Source organism: Streptomyces sp. NPDC001068 (assembly GCF_042897315.1).
Taxonomy (GTDB): Bacteria; Actinomycetota; Actinomycetes; order Streptomycetales; family Streptomycetaceae; genus Streptomyces.
The window spans coordinates 563,031-580,490 of the sequence record NZ_JBIAYD010000005.1 but is presented as its reverse complement, the minus strand read 5'-3'; the positions used below and the strand labels follow the sequence as shown (position 1 = coordinate 580,490).

Here is a 17,460-nt window from a genome sequence, read left to right as displayed (position 1 = left end):
CCCCTGGCGTTCTCGACGGCCCATCGCCGCTGGGGCCACTGGCGAGCCCAGTCCAGCATGCGCTGGTATTCCTGGAGAGTCCCGTCGATGCGGATCGATGCCTGATCACGGTTGGTCCCGGGATCGACGGCCGTGGCCGTGTGGGTCGACTTGTGCGGATCGATGCCGATCAGCATCATCGGCGGTCTTCTTTCTCGGTCGTCGGTTCGGTGAAATCCGCAGCTGACATCCCGACTTCGAGAAACGTGGGGTGGCCGGTGATCATGCCTCTGTTGAGTCAAGCCGCGAACGGACACCGGGCAGGTCGACACACCCAAAGAGAGCCAGCCCTTGCGGGCGGCAGGAAGTACTCGAGTCAGCCTGCCCTGCGTCCTGCGGCACGTTACGGGCGGCCAACCCGATCACAACACCGCTACCCCCATACAAGTCGGAAGTACTGCCGCAGCAAGCCGTTGACGATTCTATGTCAAGCGGCCAGTTGGTGTTGGTGTCTGCCGCACGATCGGGTGACATCTTGACCTGCCCCACGGTTTGGGTTCCAGCTGCGGTGGCTGACTGGCTGCGTGGATGGTGTCTCTTGCGGAGAGCAGTTCGTACTCGATGGGGGTGCGGTAGCCCAGTGCTGAATGTCGCCTCCGGCGGTTGTAGAAGATCTCGATGACCCCGTTGCCCAATTGGGTGAATGCCTCTGATCTCCGCCTTTGTGGGTGGTTGAGGAGTGGAGCCTGAGGTCGGGGGCTTGGGTCGCGGGCTCGCCCTGGTCTCGGGACGGAGAATCTGACCGACCGCCAGGCGGCCCACGCGGTGCGCGCGAGAACGTGGTGGCGGTGAGGGCGTTGACCACTTTCACGATGAGGCCCTCGCGCGGGGTACCGGACAGGGCGACGTGCACGGGCTTGCCGGGGGCGTGTTGGCGGGCGTTGGCGAGTGCTTCCTGCGCGATCCGGTAGGCGGTTCGCCGGCTCGCACCGTGGGTGGTGCGGGCCGGCGAAGTGGATCTGTTCAGGCGGTCTGAAGTGGATCTGTTCAGGCGGTCTGACGCTGGGGTTCGGTTCCGCCGGAGTCGGCGGCTGCCTTGCCGGGCAGGAAGAGCAGCACGACGACCGCGCCGAGCAGGGCGACGCCCGCAGCTCCGAGCGCGGTGACGTGCATGGCGTGGATGAAGGCGTCGTGTGCGGGCTGCACCAGGGCTTTGCCGGCCGGGCCGAGCTTGTTGGCGACGGCGAGGGTGGCCTGGACGGATTCGCCTGCGGCGTGCCGGTCGGAGGCGGGCAGCACGTCCAGGTGGCCGTTGATGCCGTTGCGGTAGGTGGTGGACAGCAGCGAGCCGAGCACGGCGACGCCCATGGCTCCGCCGACCTGCCGGAAGGTGTTGTTGACGGCGGATCCCGAGCCGGCCCTCTCCCGCGGCAGTGACGACATGATCATGACGGTGGCGGGCGGCATCACATGCGCCATCCCGGTGCCCATCAGGAAGAACAGCACCTCCAGCACCCAGATCGGGGTGTTCTGGCCGAGCAGCAGGAAGCCCGCGAAGGCCACGGCGGTCAGGACGAGACCGCCGGCGCACACAGTGCGAATGCCGTAGCGGGCCACGGCCAGCCGGGCTCGCGGGGCGAAGAACATCTGCGAGACGGCCAGCGGTATCACGAGCAGGCCGGACTGCAGGACGCTGTAGCCGCGCACGCTCTGGTTGTAGAAGACGCTGAAGAAGGTGACGCCCAGGAGGGCGAAGAAGACCAGGCCGATGGCTGCGACGGAGGCGGAGAACCGCCGGTTGCGGAAGGAGGTGACGTCGAGTGCGGGATGGTCGCTGCGGGCCTCGTACATCACGAAGCCGGCCAGGACCGCCACGCCGGCCAGGATCGTCACCCAGGCCTCGGGCTGGGTGAAGTCGCCGAGCTGGCCGCCCTTGATGATGCCGTAGACCAGCAGTGCCAGTCCGGCGATCGACAGCAGTACACCGACGGGGTCGAGTCTGTTGGGCCGGGGGTCCTTGGAGTCGGGGACGATCGCCGTCATGGCCACCATGGCGGCGACCACGACCGGCACGTTGACCAGGAAGACCGACCCCCACCAGAAGTGCTGGAGAAGGATGCCGCCGGTGATGGGGCCGGCGGCGATGGCGAAGCCGACCACGCCGGTCCAGATGCCGATGGCCTTGGGCTGCTCCGCGGGCTCGAAGACGTTCATGATGATCGCGAGGGTGGCGGGCAGGATGAAGGCACCGCCGAAGCCCATCACCGCGCGGAAGGCTATGAGCTGCCCGGAGGAGTCCGACACCGCGGACAGCACCGATCCCACACCGAACACGGCCATGCCGAAGAGCAGCACCTTCTTGCGGCCGAGGCGGTCACCGAGCAGGCCCGCGGTGAAGAGCAGCCCGGCGAAGACCAGCGTGTAGGAGTTGACCGCCCACTCCAGCTGGCCCTGGGTGGCGCCGAGTCCGACCGGTGCGGGCTCGGCGATGGTCTTCGTCGCCACGTTGAGGATCGAGTTGTCCAGCATCACCACCAGGAGGCTGCACGCGAGCACGGCCAGGATGGCCCAGCGTCGGCGGTGGACCGCCTCGGACACGCGCCGCTGGACGGGCGGCGTGGAAGGTGCGGACGCTTGCGGCGTGGAGGGCTCGGCGGGGGTGGGCGGTGATGCCACGGGGGTCTCCAGTGCTGTCGATGGTTGTCTGATTGCCTGGCGCAGTCCATCGGTGCCGGACAGCGGCGGGAAGGGGGGCTTCCTGGCCTGCCGGATCCCGGCCACCAAAATAGATGTCACCACCAATCTAAACAGAGAGCTAAGATAGATGGCAAGCGACATCCATTTGAGGAGAGTGATTGCATGGGCCGCGTGTCCCGGGCACAGGCGCAGGAGAACCGGCAGCGCGTCGTGGCCACCGCCTCCCGGATGTTCCGCGAGAAGGGCACCGCGGTCAGCGTCGCGGACCTCATGAAGACCATCGGACTGACCCACGGCGGGTTCTACAAGCAGTTCGCCTCGAAGGACGACCTGGTCGACGAGGCCATCGCACATGCCTTCGCCGATCAGGGCGCACATCAGGCGGCCGACGGCACCGATGAATCCGCGGAGGAACACGAAGCCGTCCGGCAGAAGATGATCGAGGACTACCTCTCGATCTGGCACCGCGACCACCCCGGGGAAGGCTGCCCCGTCTCCGGATTCGCCGCCGACCTCGGACGTGAACCCGACCAGGCCGCCCGCTCCCGCGACCTCTACATCAACGGGGTACGCAACCGCGCAGCCAGGCTGGCCACCGGCGACGACGACGGCATGGCCCAGCTGTGCACACTGGTCGGGGCCCTCGCCCTCGCCCGCGCCACCCGGGGCAACCCGATCTCCGAAGAAGTGCTGCGGGCCGCACTTACCGCTCTCACCGAGAACACCAACGGACAGTCCGAAGCGCAGGGCACCGACTGACCGGGATCCGGACGGGCACGGCCTGCCACCACCCGCGCACGGCGGAGCCGTCCAGCGGCCTCGGCCGGCGTGCGCTCCCGGGGCAAACGCCCTGCAGGAAGCGGCTGCTTGCGGATCCAGCAGGAGGACCGCCTCACCAGGGTGATGCGTTGACGGTGGCGTCGCACCGGCCGGCCGGCTGAAGGCGGCATTCCACAGAAGTCGAGGGCGGACCATCCATCCGGATGGTCCGCCCTCGACGTTGCCGATGACAGACGTCGTACCGCGCGCAGGCAGGCACGGCAGGACCTGGGAAGGGCCTCGCTCCCCCTCCCCCGATATCCAGGCCCCTGACGAGGTCGATCACCCCGGCCCGCAGTCGGTGCGCTCGGCTCTGACTCGGGAGAGCCGTCCGGGCCTGCCGCTTCGGTCAGGTGGGCATGACCGGACGGACTTCCACCGTGCCGTGACCGGCGCCGGGGCAGCGTGCCGCCCACTCCAGCGCCTCATCGAGGTTCATGCATTCCAGCACGAAGAACCCGCCGAGCTGGTCCCCCGCGTCGGCGAACGGGCCGTCGGTGACCAGCCGTTCACCGTCCCGGACCGTCACTGTGGCCGCAGCGGCGGAGGGCTGCAGCCTTTCCCCTCCCCGCATCACGCCCGCTCGTACAGCCGCCGCCGCGTACTCCCTGTAGTCCTTGCCGAGCTGAGGCCAGTCCATCAGACCGTCGTTCGACTCGTTCTGGTAGATCAGCACCATGTACTGCATGATCAAGACCCTTCTTGAGTTCCATATCGAAGGCGACAGCAGTTGTCGCCTCATGTGAGGGAAACCGGGACCGCTCTCGACCGACAGCGGATCCTCAGGTGGCCGTGGGGGTGGGCGCCGCTGCTGCGACGGCCACGCCGGCCGCCCCGCCACGGAGGCGGGGCGGCCGCGGGCTCCGGGGTTCGTCCCCACGCACCCGGAGCCGCCCAGCGGGGCGGCATGCCCGTTCACCCGGCCGGCTGTTCGAGGGTCCCGGCCGAGCACGGCCCGCGCGGCCTCGGCGGCCCCGGCTGGGGTGCGGGGCCGGAGAGCGTCACGGCGGGGACACGGCGCACACGGGCGGAGCGATGTCGGCGCTCCGTCGCATTTTCCGGGATGACGCTGAAAGCGGTCAGCAGGCCACCGCGCGGCTCAGCCCAGGTAGAAGTCCTTGCGGGCGGCCACGAACTCCTCGACCGACTGCGCGGGAGCACCCGTCACCCGCTGGACGCCGTCGGCGGTGCGGTTGTAGCGGTCCTCCCGGTGCAGCCGGGCCATCGTGGCGACGTGCTGGAACAGGTGCGGCGCCATCCCCATCTTCGGGAGCTGGGCTTCCCACCTCTCCGCGGGCACGTCCACATAGGTCACCTGCCGGCCCAGCGCCCGCGAGAACTCCGCGGCCAGTTCGGTCATGTCGACCGAGCGGGGTCCGGTCAGCTCGTAGACCTGTCCGATGTGGGCGGCCGGGGCGCGGAGCACGGTGGCCACAGTCCGGGCGACGTCGTCCACGGCGACCGGCGAGGTGCGTCCCGTACCGAACGGCAGGGCAATCGTTCCGCTCTTCTGGATGGACTGCGCCGCCATCATGGTGAACAGCGGAGTGTCCAGGAAGGCCGTCGGCCGGATGTGCACGACCGGCAGACCCGACCAGTCGAAGACCTGCTCGGCCAGCCAGTGCAGCCGCTGCTGGTGCGACTCCCCGGTGCTGCTGGCGGTCATTTGCGACACCGTCATCTGTGACAGGTCCACCAGCGCGTCCAGTTTCCCGTACGCCTTGGCGGCGGAGGCCACCACGGTCGCCGCGAGCAGGTGGTCCGGCGACACGGCCATCGCGAAGTACATCCGCGTCACGCCCTGCAGCGCGGCCGCCACCGTCTCCGGCCGGGTCAGATCACCGATGACGACCTCAGCACCGAGCGCCCGCAGCTCGGCCGCCCGCTCGTCCTCACGCCGGACCATGAACCGCACCGGCACACCGTGGGCCCGCAGCTCCTCGAAAACGGCACGGCCCACACCGCCGGAACCGGGAACGAGAACAAGATTGCTGGCGACCATCGGCCTGACTCCTTCGAGGGGTATGGAACAACTTGATTGAGGTGTGACCAGAGCGCCGGCGAACCGTCAGCAAGACAGCGCCCCACCGGCATCACCGCTGATCCCGACAGCGACGTCACAGAGGTCCCGCGGCGCCGGTCAGCGGCTCCGCAGATGCCCACGCCGGGCCGTCCGCCACCGGAGGGCAGCAGGCGGGGCCACGTCCCGGCCCGCCAAGTGATCCCACTGCCCAAAATAGATGCTTTTCAACATCTAAACAGAAGGTACGATAGATGGCAAGCGGCATCTATTTAGGGAGGGTGAATCCGTGAGCCGTGCATCCCGGGCGCAGGCGCAGGAGAGTGGGTATTTAGCGGACGGCGGGCGGCGCTTGGGCCTCGCGGGCCTTCATCGGCGACCACTCCCACCACGCCGTGGGAGACAGCGCTACGCGATACTCGTCCTGTGGACTGGTTCGAGCAGGCCCGGGCGGCGGAACAGCTCCGGGATTGGGACGCGGCCATCACGTTGGTGAGCGCCCACGCCGAGTGCTACTCCTCCGATCACCACATGCACGGCAACCATCTGTGGCACATGGAATTACTCGCCCGCGCGAAGCGGTTCACCGAGCTCACGGAGCTCGGTCTCACGGATGTCCATGCACGTCGGAGACTCAACAGATCGCTCCGCGATCAGGGGATGGAGGCGGCTCTCCGCAGCCGCGCCAAAGATCGTGACCCTGACGCTCTGTACGTCCTCGTTCGGTTGCTGTGCGAGGCCAATCGGGTCCAGGAGGCTCATCAAGTGGCCCAGGACTTCGGCCCGGAAGATCAGTACGCACACCGGATCGTGGCCCGCTTTCGAACGCCGTGAAGCGGTGCGCAGTAATGCTCGACACATGCCTTGTCCGGCCTATCCGGAGGCGGTTCGGCCCCCGGCCCTCACCGACCGCCGCGACACCGCAGTCCACACGCCGACCCGGTTCATCGTCGAACTCCCCGAGAAGGCCGGGCAGGACGCGCTCATCCACACCAGCTGCTGCACCAAAACACTCACCCGCAGCAGGCCCATCGAGGCCGACCTCGCCCGCCAAGGGCTCGTCAACGACCCCCGCGGCTTCACCGCCTGCACCGGGTGCTGCCCGGACACCGAGCTCGGCATCGACGTCGCCCGACCGACACAGCGGGGCGGCGCTTCACACGCCGGACACCTCACGCAGCAGCTCACGGACCGCGCGGCGGATCGCGATACGGCGGGCGAAGCGTGGTGCGGCGTAGGCGGTACCGACCAGCGCGGCCACCGTAGCGAACGAGGCGAGCGGGCCGCCCCAGCAGGAGGCGGCGGGTGAAGGCGTAGAGCCGCTCGTCGTGCGGGAGGAGCACGGTGAAGTCCCCGTCGAATCAGCGTGGGCAGCGCCGGCCGCCTATGAGCGGATGCTGCACCGCCGTCCCGCCGCACCGAAGAAGTCGCTGCCGTGAGTACTCCAAGCCGTCACCGGATGAGTGGGCAGGTGGCGGAGACCGCCCCGTGGTAGGGGCCTGCCGCATGCTGCGGCTGCCGACCATCCGCGCGAAGTTCCCCGACCTGGCCGATCAGGCGTCCCGCAAGCAGATGTCCTACCTCACCTTCCTCGCCGAGCTGTTGCTGGCCGAGTGCGACGGGCCCGGCGTCGCACCGAGCGCCGGACCAAGGCCGCCGCGTTCCCGAGGGCAGAAGTCGGTCAGGGAATTCGACTTCGACCCCGACCCAAGCATCGATCCCGCCGTGATCCACACCCTGGCCACCTCCGAGTGGGCGAAGAAGGCACAGCCTCTCTGCCTGATCGGTGATTCCGGCACGGGCAAGTCGCACCTGCTGCTCGCGTTAGGGACCGAAGCGGCGATGGCCGGTTGCCGGGCGAAGTACGCCCTGGCAACGAAGCTCGTTGACGAGCTGGTCGAGGATGCGGAGGAAAAGCAGCTGAGCAAGACCATCGCCCGTTACGGGCGCGCCGATCTTTTGTGCATCGACGAACTGGGCTACATGGAACTGGACCGGCATGGAGCCGAGTTGATGTTCCAGGTGCTGACCGAACAGGAGGAGAACAAGGCCATCCCATCGCCTCCAACGAGTCGTTCGGCGGCTGGACCACAACCTCACCGACCCCCGGCTCTGCACCGCGATCGTCGACCGGCTCACTTTCAACGGCACGATCATCGAGACCGGCGCCGGCTCCTACCGCCTCGCTCACACTCGCAACAAGGCCGAGCAGTCAGCCGCTAACTGATCACAGCGGTGTCGCCAAAGGCAGGATCGGTGAACGAGACCGGCTTGCCGGTGGCTTGGGCGTACGCGATCTCCCTGCTCGTGGACTCACCGATATACCCGCCGGGGTTGACGACCAGAACCCGGTCAGCCAGGTCGATCTTGCGCAGGTGCAGGGCGCCCAGCGCGGTCTTCTGCTCGTTGGTGATCAACTCGTCTGCTTCGTGATCTCCGTCGCGCAGGAAGACGCCGGGCGCGACGACGATGACACCTGCGAGGGTCAGATCACGGTTCGCCGCGCTCATCTCGTCCATGAACCGAACAGAGCCGCAGATGCAGACAATCTCAGGTCGGTCGGGCACGTCTGAGTCCTTCGGGTCGAACGGGAGTCTCAATGTGCGCGTAGACATCACAGACCAGCACACGAGCCAAAAGTTTACGCAGCGAGAGGACGCCACGCGGCTGCAACGTCGCAGGCGGCAGGCGTGCCCTGTACCGGGAATGACGCTGCTCGACGCCGAAGTCTGGGAGGCACCCGGCTAGCCTGCTGGCACTCACCGACAGACGTTGCTGCCCGTCATCGACGTTCTCACCCGTGAGTCCCCGCGTGTTCTGGCACGAGAGTGGCACGGCCCTTCGACTACTCGTACATGACGGCTGCACTGAGGGCCCGCGCAAAGAACGTCCAGTCGCCGTCCGGCGGCATCTCTTCGCCGAGGTACCGGTATGAGCCGGGCGAGGCAGTGATCCACGCGGCGAGCGCACTGAGGTAGTCCTCCACGGTGAGGTTCTCCCACTCCTCACCCCGCCGGCGAAAGTCGTCGCAGAGGCCGTCGATCATGTCGGCGAGGGACTCTCGCGTCATGACTTCCTTGAATGGATCGGGCGCATGGTTAGACATGGCGGGACCGTAGCGTGGTCGGACCGGAGCCGTCGATCGGTGACGGCTCTCCGCTGGTCTCGACGTATCCCGTCCAGATCGATCACATAGTGTTTCCGGGGCCGGTCAGCCCACCGCGCAACCCTGATCGACAACCCGCTGCCGCTCCCAGATGTGGCACGGAGGACTTCTGATCCGTAGCTCTAGACAGATCGGTCAGTGACGGTCGTACAGACCGCGCTTCGGGTCTAAAAGGACGCTAGGGGACGGGACCGGTCGCGGTGGTTGCCGTACTCCGCTGCTGTGCAGCCGGAACGGAACTCAGCCTGCAGACTCCAAGAGGTCGTATGCCTGTCATCCGTTGGCCTCGGACGGTCCAAATCCGTTGACAACCTGGGATTCAGGAGTCGTTGCCGAAGCGCCTGCGTAGATCGCCTGAAGTCGCAGACATGACGGTGACGCCCTGTTGAGGAGCCGGCTCAGAGATCGGGCGCCCCACCTGCGGGTCGTAGCCTTCCATGCCGGCCTCGTGTTCGATCATCGCCGCCAGTGCGTAGTCGCGGGCGACGATCTCGTCGGAGGCGTCGCGAAGCCTGGAAGCCAGCCAGCCCGACAACGTCGCGCGGATGGGGCGGTCGCGTTCGCTCGCCGAAGCTCGGTCAGCAGGACGGCGTGTAGGCGGGGCCACACGCCGGCTTCGGTCCAGTCGCGCAGCCTGCGCCATGCCGTGACTCCGGAGCAGCCCACGCTCTCTGCTGGTACGTCGCGCCAAGCAACCCCGGTCCGCAGTACGTACAGCACGCCCGCCAGCGCCGACCGGTCCGGAGCGCGCAGACGTCCGGGGTAGCGACGACGACGCTCGGGAGCGGGCGGCAGCAGCGGGGCCACGCGTTCCCACAGGGCATCCGGAACAAGGTCAGCACGCACTCGCACAGCCTGCCGATCAAGATCGCCAGGAGCAAGATCGCGGACTCGCGGAGGGCGTCGGTAACATCGGCCCATGGCTTCGTTCTGGCAGGATCGACGTACCGCCGATGCCGCCTTCGCCGCGGCCTGCGCCGCCATCGGATGCGGCCCCGACGAGCGCCACGAGGAAGCTCGCGGGACAGCATTCTGGTGGACCAACGGCCGTGCTGCATGGCCCCACGGGGTGGTCGTGTTTTGGCGGCACGGCAACGACTGGCAGTTCATTCCCCTGGATCGCGATGAAAACCCCATCCGGGGCGACGCTGAACAGCTCCACTGGCCAGCTGAACTGCCACCGGACGAAGCCGCCCGGCAGGTCGCAGAACTACTGGGGGACCCCGCCTGACGTGAGGCGGACCCCGACGCAGCTGTCATTCTGAAACAAGCATCTACTCGAATTGAAGCGCTCCCTCTCAAGCGTGAATCCGTTCCCAGGGACCGCCGAAGGAGATGGGTCCAGCCCGCGACCACGGCGGAAACGGGTGACGGACCAGCGGAGGGTGTCGAGGGCGGGCTCAGAGCAGCGGTACGGCGAGGACCGAGGCACTGCCGGCTGTCAGGGTCCCGGTCCAAAATTCGATTCAGGTCGTTCAAAGAAGTGACCAGGCCGAAGCTGATCGCGCAGGACCAGATGCTGCGGGGCAAGACAACCTCCATCGCGCGCCCCGAGCCCTCTCAGCCTACGATCACCGCCAGTCTGCGGGGCGCTGCCGGTACGTCATTGCTGCGCGCTCGCAAGCTTCTGTCTTCCGGCGGCAGGTGGCTCCCGCCCCGCTGACGGCCACGGACACCGACGAGCTCGTCGATCAGCTCCTGGCCTCGCTCGGCCTCAAGCTCGGGGGTCTTCCCGAGGGCACGCCGGCGATGATGCGATCCATGCTCACGGAGCAGACTGCGGCCGACCACGTCCGCGCCTCCCTCGGCCGGCAGATCAACAGTGTCGGCGCCGCCGTATCCGCTCCCGAAGATCCCGAACCGCGTGCTACGCCGGCCTCCACATTGCTGGGCGTGACCATCGGCCGCCAGCTCCTCAGCCTGGCCGCACTACGTGAGGCCCCCGCGGATCACATCGCCACACCCGGCCACCAAAGCCCTCACAGGATCGCCGGGGTGCACGGACGGTGTGCGCGTTGTCCGTGGGATCAGCTTGGATGGAACTGTGTCTGTCCAAAAAGTCATCCGTAAGCTGCCGGAGATCTCGATCGTTCGCGACCGCTCCCGGGCCATGGCCGTCCTCGACGCCATCATGAGCCCGGACTGGGAGTCCCGGTTCTACTCGTTCGACTCGCGGTGGTCGCGGACCGAGGAAATGGCCTCCATGCGTGACGGGTGCGGCGATGACTACTCGATCGTATTCTCACCGGCAGGTGCCTATGCCCGCGGCTTCGATCACGAGTCGCCCATGAGCCCTTACCGGGTCACACCTCCTGTTCCATGGCCAGGGCTGTTCGACGGGGTGCCCGAGGCATTTGTCCACAACGTTTCGGAGGCAGCGTTCAGCGGACACGACGGGATACCGCGGGCGACCGTGTGCTTCTGGCGTGAACAGGCAGACTCGCTATGGAGGGCCGGGAGGGCCGAGGCCCTGCCTTCAGGCGTGGCGGACGGCGGCAGCGCAGAACGGCTGTTCGACGTCTTGGTGGATGGCCGCCCCGAGGCGTATCAGCAGTTCGCGCAGGAGTACTACGAGGTCACTGTGGACATCGAGGCCGTCCGCCACGTCTATGCGCTGCAACCTCTCACCCAGAGCGTCGTAATGGCGATGAATCCGGACCTGGGCGTCGCTGACCTTGCCGAGGATCTGAGGCAGATTGGATACCCGGTTCTGTCGCCGGAAGCCGACCCCGGAACCGCGTGATCACGGAGTAGGTCCGTTTCACATGTCGAGGATCGGCAGCAGGCTTGCGGTGGCCCGGGCCGCCGAGCTGCCGTGACGTCGGTCCGGCGGGGGCAGGGACCTCGGTGAGCCGTTACAGGAGTCGGTCCAGGGCGGCCTGTCCGTGGTCGGCTGCGACGACCGCCGAGGGCATCAGGAGTCGCCGGACACGTCAGAGTGACGGAGCGGTCCGGCACTGGTTTCACGTCAGAAACCGGCAGCACGCTTGCGGGCGTTCGCGGGTCGTAGCCGCGGGCATGGCATCACGGCGTTTGCGTCTCACGAGGCCGGGCCTCGGCCTGCAGTACGAACCACATGGTTTTGCCGGTGGCCGTCCGGACACTGCCCCACGCGTCCGCGAGCAGGTCGAGGAGTTCGATGCCCCGGCCGTTCTCGGCATCCACGTCGGCGGCGCCGCGTGTGGGGCTGGAGGTTTCGGTGTCCTCGACCTCGCACAGCAGGCGGAAGTGGCGCAACTGCAGGTTGAGCCGGAGCGGGCCACGGGTGTGCCGCAGCGCGTTGGTCACCAGTTCGCTGACCAGGAGCTCGGCGGTGTCGGCGAGGTCAGTCACGTCCCAGTCGTTCAGTTGCGTGGCCACCAGGTGCCGGGCCTGGCGTACGGAGGTCAGTTCCCGCGGCAGCGGCCATGAGGCATCCCAGGCGGTGGCGCAGCCGCGCGGTGCGTCGAGCGGCCGCAGCGGCGCGAGCAGGCGGGACCACAGAGCCCACTGCCGGGCGAGCCATGACGGTGCAGTGGTGCGAGAGGACTTCCTTACCCGGCGAGAGGCCGTGCGGTATCCGATGACCCAGGTGGCCATGGGGATCAGTCCCTTCGCTGCCGACCGGGCGGACGGCCTGCCGGTGATCACGCCTGGCGTACGCCAGACCCCGTGCGTAGCAGTCGCTACATCTTAAATATATACGTAGCTGCCGCTACAGTAAATACATACCCAAACCGCCCGTAGCGGAGAGTCGGGGGTTCCTGGCCGCCCGCACCCAGGAGCCTTCATGCCCCGCCCGCCCGATCCAGCCAAGCGACGCGAACTTCTCGACCGGGTCCGCGAGTACGTCACGCGCAACGGCGTCACGGACCTGTCCCTGCGCCCTCTCGCCAAGGCCCTGGGCACCAGCGACCGCATGCTCCTGTACTACTTCGGCACCAAGGAACAGATGGTCACCGAGGCCCTCGACATCTACGAGCGCCGGCCCCTCCTGCGCACCCGAGCACTGCTTGCGACCGTCGGCGCGCCCACCAGCCCCGCGGACCTACGCCGCTTCCTGGAAGAGGTGTGGCGGCAGTTCAGCGACCCCGAGGTCCGCGCGGCACTTCCTCTCTACTTCGAGATCATGAGCGCCAGCGTGCTCCACCCCCACCGCTACGGATCCGTCATGCGCGACATCGTCGCCGAATGGACGCTCCTGTTCACCACCGTCTTCCGCAACCTCGGCATGACCGAGGAGCAGGCACACACACAGGCCACCCTGCTCACCGACGCCTCCTTCGGCCTGCTGATCGCCCCGCTGGCTGACGGCCACTGGGATCGGTCCCACAAAGCCTTCCAGGCCCTCCTCGACCTCCTGGAACCCGGATGGCGCACCCCGACGTGAACCGGCCAGCCGGACCTTGCGATGGTCCGCCGTCGCGTTCACAGGTGGGCCCGGAGGGCGTAGGCAGTGACCAGGGCACGGTCGAGGTCCTTCTGGGTCAGTGGTCGCTGCAGGGGGTGAGCGCAGGTGTTGCGGACGGACTGGAGGTGGTAGATCCGCTGGACGCGGATCCGGATGAGGTTGTACAGGCAGGGAGAGGGGCGCGTGTTGTCGGGGATGTGGCAGCGCAGCCGGTCCCAGGCGGCCGACGTCCGCCTCCACAGACCGTTCCGCTCATGCTCCCGCGCCGGGACGCGGCCCGTCCGGCTCCGCGTCCCGGCGTGGGAGCTTTGCCGAGGCAACCCGGAGCAGCCACCTCGAGACCGAGTCCTGATCACTGAGTGACCTGGGAGAGGATCGAGCTCTTTCCCGAGAGTTAACCCCATCGATTGATCATGTCCTGATCTGCACCTTTACTGGCTCATACGTTTCCGCTCTGCGATCATCCAGGCATGCTCATGCCCAACGATGACTTTGGACATCTTTCCTACGACATGGCCGGTGAAGGCTCGCCCGTCGTGCTCGTGCACGCCGGTGTCGCCGATCACCACATGTGGGACGCAGTCGTGCCCGCCCTCGCGGAACGACACACCGTGATCCGCTACGACCTGCGCGGTTTCGGCGAGTCCGCGCCTCCCCGCGGCCCGTTCCGCGAGACCGACGACCTGCTCCGTCTCCTGGACCACCTCGGCCACGACCGTGTCCGGCTCGTGGGCGCGTCCTGGGGTGCCCGCGTGGCGCTGGACTTCACGCTCACTCACCCCGATCGGGTGCACTCTTTGGTGATGCTCGCCGCGCCCTGGCCGCGCTATCACTGGTCTGCGGACATGATCGCGTACGACGAGGCCGAGACTGCGGCCCTGGAGGAGGGCGACCTGGACGCCGCCGTACAGATCAACCTGGACATGTGGCTGCGCGGCCCCGCTCGCGGCTGGGACGACGTGGCCGACGGACTGGCCGACCGGCTCTGTGGCGCGGTGCGGACATCGCTGGTGAATCAGGACATCGTCGGGCAGCACTCCCAGGGTCCCGCGACCGGCGACCTCGCCGCCGTCCGCGTCCCCACCCTGGTGGCCGTCGGCAAGCTCGACGTCGCCGACTTCCAGGACATCGCCCGCCGCTACGCCACCGAGATCCCCGGCGCCACACTGGTCGAGTTCCCTGCCGCCGCGCATCTCATCGCCCTGGACACGCCCACCGAACTCATCGCTGCACTTGGTCCGTTCCTTGCCCGTTAGGGCGCGTACCGAATCTTGATCAGTCTGCGGGATCGGCTCTTACGGGAGGGCCTGACCGGGTAGATCATCTTGACTGGAGCGCCCGCAACTTACCGACAGCGAATGGGAGTTCGTCGGCCCGTACTTGCCGATCGGCAGGTGCGGACCGTCCCCCGAACGGCTGCGGCAGCAGTTCGGGGGTGTGATCTGGAGGTTCCGGCCCGGCGGGCAGTGGCGTGGGATGCCGCACGAGTTCGGTGCCTGGTCGACCGTTTGGAACCGCCTCCGGCAGTGGCGTGACGCGGGTGTCTTCGAGGCTCCGCTGGAGGGAATGGTCACGGAAGCCGCCATGCGGGGCGAGGTGAACTCGTCCTTGGTCAGCGTCGACTCCACCACCGCGCGCGCTCACCACGACGCTGCCGGGACACACCTGGGCGAGGACGTGATCGCCGCTCTGGAGGAGGCCGCCACCGAGGAGGAGAAGACCAGGCCAAAGGGGGCTGTCCTGAAGGACGGAGCGGACAGGACGCCGAAGTGGATCCTGAACGGGAAGAGCGGCGGCATATCCGGCGCCGGCAAAAACTCCGGCTGAAGGCCGCCCTCCTGGGACGCTCGCGGGGCGGGCAGACCAAGGTCCACCTTGCCGCCGACCGCAAGTTCCGCCCCCTGGCGTTCATACTGACCGCCGGGCAGGCAGCCGACAGCCCACAGTTCATCCCGGTACTGAAAGAGATCCAAGTCAAGCGGAAGGTCTTCGCGATCAACCCGCCGGCAGCAGCCCGCGACCGCCACGCGGTCACACGCAAGAAGTCCGACCCCGGTGACGTCCTGGTCCTGGCGAACATCCTGCGCACCGACATGCACGCCCACCGGCCCCTGCCAGACGACAGTGACCTCGGCCGAGCCATCGCCGTCCTGGCCCGCGCCCAGCAGGACGCCCTCTGGAACCGGCAGCGGATAGCCAACCAACTCCGCTCCCTGTTACGCGAGTACTACCCTGCTGCCCTGAACGCCCTCGCCACCTGGGCCAACGGCCTGTGCCGCCCCGAGGCCCGCGAACTCCTCAAGGCCGCACCCACCCCCAGCCGGGCGGCCCGACTGACCCGCCCCCTGCTGCAGACCGCCCTCAAGCGCTCCGGCCGGCAACGCGGCACACGGCCGAAGCCGACCGTCTCCATGACGCGCTCCGCGCCGACTGGGCCCACCAGCCACCGTTCGTCGAAGCGGCTCTGGGCAAGCAGATACGCGCCCTACTCGTCCAGTTGGAAGCCGCATGCACCGCCGCCGACGATCTCGCGAAGGCGGTGGAGGAAACATTCCCTCAGCACCCGGACGCCGAGATCCTGCTGAGCTTCCCCGGGCTCGGCATCCAGCTCGCCGCCCGCATCCCGGCTGAGACCGGGGACGACCGCACCCGTTTCAATGACGCCCGCGGTCTGAAGGCGTACGCGGGCTCCTCACCCGTCACCAGGGTCTCCGGCAAGAAGTCGTCCATCACCCGGCGGAGGGCGGAGGGTAGAGAACGACCGACTCAACCACGCCGGCTACCTATGGGCCTTCGCCTCACTGCGGGCCTCCATTGGGGCCAACGCCCACTACCGGCGACGACGCGAGCACGGCGACTGGCACGCCGCCGCCCAGCGCAACCTCTTCAACCGCATGATCGGACAGCTCTACCACTGCCTCCACAAGCGGGAACTCTTCGACGAGCAGTCGGCGTTCCCCGCGCCGACACCGGCAGAGGCAGCAGCCGCGTGACCAGCGAAGACGCCTTGCCCGTGGTGGCGATGCAAGCCGATCATTCGTCCATGAGACCCGAAGTGCGGACGTTCGTCGCCGACGGCCCGCTCCCCGACTGGGACGCGAGCGAAGGAGAGATCGACAGACGCATCAAGCAACTCAACGCGATCCCGAAACCGGTCACGAAGGAGGAAGCCCGCGCGCTCGTCCTTTGCTTCGGCCCGGACGACTGCTACGGCGTCGCCTGGAAGCTCCTCCACCTCGTCGAAACCGGCCCGAACCCCGCGTTCACCACCAAGCCGGAACCCGACGCCAACGAGTGGCACCAGCGGCTCTACGACCGCGCCGTGTTCTCAGGACTCATCCCGGGAAATTGACCGCATGGCAACGTGAGTTGTCTTGTTCAGCGACCAGTTCGAGCGGTCGTCGCGGCTCGGAGAGTCGTACTGCACGTCACCGATCACGACCGCCCCGTCGTGCGGTCGGGCGGCGGGCTGGCCGGCGTAGGCGGGCCGGGCACGGTCACGCGCCCTTGCGCACATGGCCCGCACAGGCTCGTCGAAGTCATAGCCCTTCTCGACAGACAGATGCCTCGGCTGCGGCGACGCCACCCCTCGCAGACCCCGAACATCGACTTCGTCGACTCGGTAACCCGGTTTCGTGCCGCTGGTGTGGTCCTTCACGTCAGTTCATCAGGTACCGAGGTACCGAGGTGGCGCAGGAGGGTTCCGACCTTGCGGTCCAGCTCGCGCCCCACATCGGTGATGTCGGAGCGGCCAAGTGCGGCAACAGTGTCGCTCGGCCGATCGATGGCGAACAACGTCTCGCCCGAGGGCGACTCGTGGATCGTGGTGCGCAGGGGTGCGTAGAGGAGGGATCCTGCGTCATGCCGGTACATGCGCTCGGCGATGGTGTGATTGCCCATCAGGTACTCGGTACAGCGGGCACGGTTGCCGGCCAGCCCGAACAGCGGCTGGGCGTCGAACTTCCAGTAGATCATGAAGCCCAGCGGGCCGTTTTCTTCGGCGAGGTCGATCACGGCGCTCCACGGCGCCTGCTGCGTAACGAGATCGAAGGTGCGCTCGTAGTCGAGTGGCGGAACGGCCTGTTCGTAGCGTGCCCGGAACTGTTCGTAGTCCTCGTCGACGGCGACCTCCAGCCGCGTGACGGGGCGGGAGGGCGCGCGAACCGGAGGGCGGGCCGCGGAGACGTTATGGGTCATGACGATCTCCTTCTGGCTCTCAAAATCAGCGTAGACCTGTGGGAGAAGTTGTGCCGTGCAGGCCGGCAGCACGCCGGTCCTGGCGAATGGACCCGATGTCTTCGCGGATCGCCTGCCCGGCCAGGTCAGCCGTTTCGCCGCCGCCCCAGGGTGGGACCGGGTTCGGACATGCCGCACACGGTGCGCCGCGCG

The 17,460-nt window shown here is 67.7% G+C and carries 21 protein-coding genes and 3 pseudogenes; 13 read left to right on the top strand and 11 right to left on the bottom strand.

From position 1 onward, the window contains the following. Positions 1 to 1,026: 1,026 nt before the first annotated feature. Positions 1,027 to 2,655 (bottom strand): MFS transporter, encoded by a 1,629-nt coding sequence (locus tag ACFY3I_RS17655; RefSeq protein WP_390861352.1) that lies wholly within the window; start codon positions 2,653 to 2,655, stop codon positions 1,027 to 1,029. Between the two features lie 183 nt (positions 2,656 to 2,838). Here ACFY3I_RS17655 and ACFY3I_RS17650 point away from each other — a divergent pair, with 183 nt between their 5' ends. Then, positions 2,839 to 3,435, top strand: a complete 597-nt coding sequence (locus tag ACFY3I_RS17650) for a TetR/AcrR family transcriptional regulator (protein ID WP_390861351.1) — start codon at positions 2,839 to 2,841, stop codon at positions 3,433 to 3,435. 409 nt (positions 3,436 to 3,844) lie between these two features. Here the strand turns inward: ACFY3I_RS17650 and ACFY3I_RS17645 are convergent, their stop codons facing one another. After that, a complete protein-coding gene (locus ACFY3I_RS17645; RefSeq protein WP_390861350.1) occupies positions 3,845 to 4,183 on the bottom strand; it encodes a YciI family protein in 339 nt (112 codons plus the stop codon). A 411-nt stretch (positions 4,184 to 4,594) separates the two neighbouring features. Continuing rightward, a complete protein-coding gene (locus ACFY3I_RS17640; RefSeq protein WP_390861349.1) occupies positions 4,595 to 5,497 on the bottom strand; it encodes an NmrA family NAD(P)-binding protein in 903 nt (300 codons plus the stop codon). 444 nt (positions 5,498 to 5,941) lie between these two features. Here ACFY3I_RS17640 and ACFY3I_RS17635 point away from each other — a divergent pair, with 444 nt between their 5' ends. From ACFY3I_RS17635 to ACFY3I_RS17625, 3 genes are all read left to right on the top strand, one after another. After that, positions 5,942 to 6,349 carry a hypothetical protein gene (locus tag ACFY3I_RS17635; RefSeq protein ID WP_390861348.1) on the top strand — a complete coding sequence of 136 codons (408 nt, stop codon included), beginning with the start codon at positions 5,942 to 5,944 and terminating at the stop codon, positions 6,347 to 6,349. Between the two features lie 25 nt (positions 6,350 to 6,374). Beyond that, positions 6,375 to 6,824 carry a DUF6233 domain-containing protein gene (locus ACFY3I_RS17630; RefSeq protein WP_390861347.1) on the top strand — a complete coding sequence of 150 codons (450 nt, stop codon included), beginning with the start codon at positions 6,375 to 6,377 and terminating at the stop codon, positions 6,822 to 6,824. Between the two features lie 197 nt (positions 6,825 to 7,021). Continuing rightward, positions 7,022 to 7,738, top strand: a complete 717-nt coding sequence (locus ACFY3I_RS17625) for an ATP-binding protein (protein WP_390861346.1) — start codon at positions 7,022 to 7,024, stop codon at positions 7,736 to 7,738. Here ACFY3I_RS17625 and ACFY3I_RS17620 read toward each other — a convergent pair. The 4 genes and pseudogenes from ACFY3I_RS17620 to ACFY3I_RS17605 all read right to left on the bottom strand — a co-directional run. Further along, positions 7,735 to 8,082 (bottom strand): hypothetical protein, encoded by a 348-nt coding sequence (locus tag ACFY3I_RS17620; RefSeq protein ID WP_390861345.1) that lies wholly within the window; start codon positions 8,080 to 8,082, stop codon positions 7,735 to 7,737. The two genes, ACFY3I_RS17625 and ACFY3I_RS17620, sit on opposite strands and share 4 nt — an antisense overlap. Before the next feature lie 278 nt (positions 8,083 to 8,360). Continuing rightward, positions 8,361 to 8,585 (bottom strand): hypothetical protein, encoded by a 225-nt coding sequence (locus ACFY3I_RS17615; protein ID WP_390861344.1) that lies wholly within the window; start codon positions 8,583 to 8,585, stop codon positions 8,361 to 8,363. Positions 8,586 to 9,000: 415 nt separating this feature from the next. Then, positions 9,001 to 9,324: a hypothetical protein gene (locus tag ACFY3I_RS17610; RefSeq protein ID WP_390861371.1), complete on the bottom strand. Its 324-nt coding sequence runs from the start codon at positions 9,322 to 9,324 to the stop codon at positions 9,001 to 9,003. Beyond that, a pseudogene (locus tag ACFY3I_RS17605) lies at positions 9,237 to 9,527 on the bottom strand (transposase); the annotation flags it as partial. The pseudogene ACFY3I_RS17605 and the gene ACFY3I_RS17610, both read right to left, overlap by 88 nt. 73 nt (positions 9,528 to 9,600) lie before the next feature. Between ACFY3I_RS17605 and ACFY3I_RS17600 the strand changes: the two are divergent. The 3 genes from ACFY3I_RS17600 (at position 9,601) to ACFY3I_RS17590 (ending at position 11,424) form a co-directional block, all read left to right on the top strand. Beyond that, the gene (locus ACFY3I_RS17600; protein ID WP_390861343.1) at positions 9,601 to 9,912 is read left to right on the top strand and encodes a hypothetical protein; all 312 of its coding nucleotides are present in this window, start codon (positions 9,601 to 9,603) and stop codon (positions 9,910 to 9,912) included. 518 nt (positions 9,913 to 10,430) lie between these two features. Further along, positions 10,431 to 10,751: a hypothetical protein gene (locus ACFY3I_RS17595; protein WP_390861370.1), complete on the top strand. Its 321-nt coding sequence runs from the start codon at positions 10,431 to 10,433 to the stop codon at positions 10,749 to 10,751. Between the two features lie 40 nt (positions 10,752 to 10,791). Further along, positions 10,792 to 11,424, top strand: a complete 633-nt coding sequence (locus ACFY3I_RS17590; RefSeq protein WP_390861342.1) for a hypothetical protein — start codon at positions 10,792 to 10,794, stop codon at positions 11,422 to 11,424. 281 nt (positions 11,425 to 11,705) lie between these two features. Here ACFY3I_RS17590 and ACFY3I_RS17585 read toward each other — a convergent pair whose 3' ends face one another. Beyond that, complete coding sequence (locus ACFY3I_RS17585; RefSeq protein ID WP_390861341.1) at positions 11,706 to 12,260, bottom strand: ATP-binding protein; 555 nt, start codon at positions 12,258 to 12,260, stop codon at positions 11,706 to 11,708. 190 nt (positions 12,261 to 12,450) lie between these two features. Between ACFY3I_RS17585 and ACFY3I_RS17580 the strand changes: the two genes are divergently transcribed. Further along, entirely contained in the window at positions 12,451 to 13,050 is a 600-nt protein-coding gene (locus ACFY3I_RS17580; RefSeq protein WP_390861340.1) for a TetR/AcrR family transcriptional regulator, read from the top strand. 38 nt (positions 13,051 to 13,088) lie between these two features. Here the strand turns inward: ACFY3I_RS17580 and ACFY3I_RS17575 are convergent, their stop codons facing one another. Then, positions 13,089 to 13,391 (bottom strand): hypothetical protein, encoded by a 303-nt coding sequence (locus tag ACFY3I_RS17575; RefSeq protein ID WP_390861339.1) that lies wholly within the window; start codon positions 13,389 to 13,391, stop codon positions 13,089 to 13,091. 150 nt (positions 13,392 to 13,541) lie between these two features. Between ACFY3I_RS17575 and ACFY3I_RS17570 the strand changes: the two genes are divergently transcribed. The 5 genes and pseudogenes from ACFY3I_RS17570 to ACFY3I_RS17550 all read left to right on the top strand — a co-directional run bounded on the left by ACFY3I_RS17570 (position 13,542) and on the right by ACFY3I_RS17550 (position 16,423). Beyond that, a complete protein-coding gene (locus ACFY3I_RS17570) occupies positions 13,542 to 14,327 on the top strand; it encodes an alpha/beta fold hydrolase (RefSeq protein WP_390861338.1) in 786 nt (261 codons plus the stop codon). A gap of 73 nt (positions 14,328 to 14,400) precedes the next feature. Further along, positions 14,401 to 14,610, top strand: a pseudogene (locus ACFY3I_RS17565) (transposase); the annotation flags it as partial. 27 nt (positions 14,611 to 14,637) lie between these two features. Then, complete coding sequence (locus ACFY3I_RS17560; protein ID WP_390861337.1) at positions 14,638 to 14,898, top strand: hypothetical protein; 261 nt, start codon at positions 14,638 to 14,640, stop codon at positions 14,896 to 14,898. Next, a pseudogene (locus ACFY3I_RS17555) lies at positions 14,871 to 16,064 on the top strand (transposase). Before ACFY3I_RS17560 ends, ACFY3I_RS17555 begins: the two are co-directional and overlap by 28 nt. Then, positions 16,061 to 16,423 (top strand): hypothetical protein, encoded by a 363-nt coding sequence (locus tag ACFY3I_RS17550; RefSeq protein WP_390861336.1) that lies wholly within the window; start codon positions 16,061 to 16,063, stop codon positions 16,421 to 16,423. The pseudogene ACFY3I_RS17555 and the gene ACFY3I_RS17550 overlap by 4 nt, the downstream one beginning before the upstream one ends. Here the strand turns inward: ACFY3I_RS17550 and ACFY3I_RS17545 are convergent. Next, the gene (locus ACFY3I_RS17545; RefSeq protein WP_390861335.1) at positions 16,400 to 16,729 is read right to left on the bottom strand and encodes a hypothetical protein; all 330 of its coding nucleotides are present in this window, start codon (positions 16,727 to 16,729) and stop codon (positions 16,400 to 16,402) included. The genes ACFY3I_RS17550 and ACFY3I_RS17545 overlap by 24 nt on opposite strands. After that, complete coding sequence (locus ACFY3I_RS17540; protein WP_390861334.1) at positions 16,726 to 17,268, bottom strand: hypothetical protein; 543 nt, start codon at positions 17,266 to 17,268, stop codon at positions 16,726 to 16,728. The genes ACFY3I_RS17545 and ACFY3I_RS17540 overlap by 4 nt, the downstream gene beginning before the upstream one ends. Positions 17,269 to 17,460: the final 192 nt, after the last annotated feature.